The following is a 3,289-nucleotide window of genomic DNA, read 5'->3' as shown; positions in this document are numbered from 1 at the left end:
GGGGCGCCCTTCGCCGGCCGGCCGCGCGGCCTGCGGCACGTCGGAGCCCTGCTGGACGCGGGCGACGTGCACGGCGGGCGCAGCGCCCGGGCGCACCTGTCGGCGCTGGCCCGCAGCAACCGCATCCCGCTCGGGCGGGTGGACGAGGTGCTGGCGGAGGTCGGCCTCGGCAAGGCCGCCGGGCGGCGGATCGGCGGCTACTCGCTGGGCATGAAGCAGCGTCTGGGCATCGCCGGCGCGCTGCTCGGCGACCCGCCGGTGCTGCTCTTCGACGAGCCGCTGAACGGGCTGGACCCGGAGGGCGTGCTCTGGGTGCGCGGGCTGTTCCGGCGGCTCGCGGACGAGGGACGGACGGTGTTCGTCTCCAGCCACATGATGGCCGAGATGGAACACACCGCCGACCACCTGGTGGTGATCGGACGCGGCCGGCTGATCGCGGACCAGAGCCTCGCGGAGTTCTCGGCCCGCAACGCGGTCTCCTCGGTGGCCGTGCGGGCGCCCGAACTCGCCACGCTGGTCGAGGCCTTGCGCGCCGAGGGGGCCGACGTCGTCCTGCCGGAGGAGCAGTTCGGGATCGTCACCGGGATGCCGGCCGCACGGATCGGTGAACTCGCCCTGCGGCACGGCGTGGTGCTGCACGAGCTGGCCGCCCGGACGTCGTCGCTGGAGTCGGCGTTCATGTCCCTGACCGCCGACAGTGTCGAGTACCTGGCTGGAGACGCCCGATGAGCACCGCGACCCTCGATCTCACCGCCGAGCCGGCGCCGCGATTCTTCGACCTGCTCGCCGCCGAGTGGATCAAACTGCGCTCGCTGCGCTCCACCTACTGGGTGCTGGCGCTGGCCTCGCTCGTGGCGATCGCGATCAACGTGAACGCCGTCCACACCGACCTGACGTACATCGACCACCCGCCGCCGCGGATGCCCGGCCAGCCGCCGTACACCTACGACCCGCTCTTCCACGGCCTCAACAACATCGCGAGCGACCTGATGGCGGTCGCGGCCGGCAGTCTCGGGGCGATCACCGTGTTCGGCGAGTACACCACCGGACTGATCCGCACCACCTTCGCCGCCGTGCCGGACCGCCGGGGCGTGATCGCGGCCAAGGTGCTGCTGATCGGCGGGATCACCGCGCTCGCCGGGATCGTGGTGTCGGCGGTCTCCTTCTTCACCATCAACGCGATGCTGGCCTCCCGGCACGTCGGGCTCTCCGTCACCGACGAGGGCTGCCTGCGGGCCGTGCTCGGCTACGCGGCGATCGTGCCGGTCTGCGCGCTGATCGGGATGGCGCTGGGCGCGCTGCTGCGGCACGCCACCGCCTCGATCGTGGCGCTGGTGATGCTGATGTTCATCCTGCCCATGATGTTCGGCGGGGACCGCTACCGGTGGCTGAAGGAGATCGGCACCCACCTGCCGCTGGCCACCGTGCAGCGGCTCACCGTCAACCCCAACTCCTCGACCACGATGGGGAAGTACGCGCCGAGCGTGCTGGACTCGTGGATCACCATGGGCGTGTGGGGCGTGGCCGCGGTGGCGGTGACGGTGGTCGTGGTGCGGCGGCGGGACGTGTGACCTGCCTCCTCAGCCGAGGTCGAGCCGCCGCGCGGTCGCGGCGGGCAGCCGGTAGGGGCGCTCGGGCGGCAGCAGCCGCTGCGCCTTCGCCGTCTGCCCGCCCCGGACCAGCGCGGCGACCCGCTGCACCTGCGGGGTGAGGTCGGTGAGCTCGACGACCCACTCCTCGGCGAAGGTGCGGATCAGCGACCGGCCGATGCCCACCTGGATGCTGTAGTGGTTCAGCGCCGCCCCGCGCAGCGACCGCTCCGGATCCCACTGCACATGGACCTCGGCGCGGGCCACCTCGTCCGGGTGGGCGGTGGTCAGCACGGCGCGGGCGAGCGCCTCCTCCCAGCCCTCCCGGGTGATCCGCACCGCCAGCACCCTGGTCTGACCGGGCTTCTGCGCCCAGTTGCTGCGGTGCATCAGCCAGCGGAACGAGGGCTTGATCCACGTCATCCGGTGGAAGCCGAACGGCGCCACGAACCGGCCCGCCGCCAGGGCCGCGTCGGCGACGGCCGGCGGGTAGGCCTGGTAGAGCACGATCGTCCGGGTGTCGTGGTCGGCGCGGATCTCGCGCAGTGCGGTCATCTCGCGGCACCCCCTTCGACCCGGCACGCTGCCAGGCGGGGCGGTGCGGTGCAACGGGATTACCGGGCGTCACCAGGGCGTGCCGGACAGGTCTCAGGGGGCGGTCTGCGCGCCGCTCGGCCCGTGCCCGGCCCCGCCACGGCGCCTCGGCTCAGGCCACGGCCGCCTTGGTGCGGAAGGCGCCGAGGGTCGCCGCCGGGACACCACAGCCGGGGAGGAAGGAGGCCGCGCCGCCGTGGTGGGTGTGGACCCGGTCGAGGAAGACCGACATGGCCTCGGCCGGGGCCTCCAGGAGGGGCGCCGGGATGGTGAGGTTGCGGCCCCGGGAGTCGGTGACGCGGGAGGTGGTGCGGTCGTTGAGGGCGGTGCGGTGGCGTTCGGCGAGGCCGGCGAAGATCTGCGGGAGGGCGTCGGCGGTGCGGGTGTAGTCGGCGACGATGCGCTCGGCGGGGACGCCGAGGAGGTCCAGCAGGAGGGCGATCAGCAGGCCGGTGCGGTCCTTGCCGGCGGCGCAGTGCAGCAGGACGGCGCCGGGGCGGACGGTGGCCTCGACGGCGGCGGCCACCGCCGCGGGCGCGGACTCGGCCAGCAGGACGTAGAAGTCGCCCAGGTCGGCGGCCGTGGCCATGGTGCCCATCCGGGCGGTGAGGGCCTCGGTGGCGGGGTTCACCGGGGCGGCGACGACGGCTATCCCGGCGGCTTCGACGGCGGCCCAGTCGGCGGGGTCGGTCTCGCGCGGGTCGCGCAGGTCCACGACGGTGCGGATGTCGCAGCCGCGCAGCTGGGCGACGGTGGCCTCGTCGGCGGCCGGGAACGGCTGGGCGGAGCGGTACAGCACACCGGGGCGGATCCGCCGGCCCTCGGGGTCGCCGAGGGCGGCGGCGTCGCGGAAGTTGACCAGGGACATGCGGGAGGCCTTTCGGTGGAGCCGCACCCGGGACGAGACGGGGACATCCGCAGGCGCGCGGAGAGACGTCTAGATGTGTAACCCCTCCGGGGCCCGCCGGGCAAGCCTCGATCGGTGCAGGCCTCGGCCGGTGCGGGCCTCGATCGGTGCTTGCCTCCGTCCCGCTCCCGTCGCCCGGCCGCGGCGCCCCGAGGGGCACGGCGACGGCGCGCCGGCGCCGTCCGTGCGGTGGCGGATC

Annotated in this window: 4 protein-coding genes; 2 read left to right on the top strand and 2 right to left on the bottom strand. The window is 74.2% G+C overall.

The window, feature by feature from the left end:
• On the top strand, positions 1 to 729 hold a 729-nt coding region (locus KS423_RS41710), incomplete at its 5' end, for an ATP-binding cassette domain-containing protein (protein WP_224284932.1).
• Positions 726 to 1,571: an ABC transporter permease subunit gene (locus KS423_RS41705; RefSeq protein ID WP_224284931.1), complete on the top strand. Its 846-nt coding sequence runs from the start codon at positions 726 to 728 to the stop codon at positions 1,569 to 1,571. The genes KS423_RS41710 and KS423_RS41705, both read left to right, overlap by 4 nt.
• Before the next feature lie 9 nt (positions 1,572 to 1,580).
• Here the strand turns inward: KS423_RS41705 and KS423_RS41700 are convergent, their stop codons facing one another.
• Entirely contained in the window at positions 1,581 to 2,144 is a 564-nt protein-coding gene (locus KS423_RS41700; protein ID WP_224284930.1) for a DUF4291 domain-containing protein, read from the bottom strand.
• A 151-nt stretch (positions 2,145 to 2,295) separates the two neighbouring features.
• On the bottom strand, positions 2,296 to 3,051 hold the full coding sequence (locus KS423_RS41695) for a tyrosine-protein phosphatase (RefSeq protein WP_224284929.1): 756 nt from the start codon (positions 3,049 to 3,051) through the stop codon (positions 2,296 to 2,298).
• Between the last annotated feature and the right edge of the window lie 238 nt (positions 3,052 to 3,289).

Source organism: Streptomyces sp. LS1784 (assembly GCF_020103755.1).
Classification (GTDB): Bacteria; Actinomycetota; Actinomycetes; order Streptomycetales; family Streptomycetaceae; genus Kitasatospora.
Note: the sequence above shows the minus strand (reverse complement) of the source record. Positions and strands in the feature narration are given on the sequence as shown.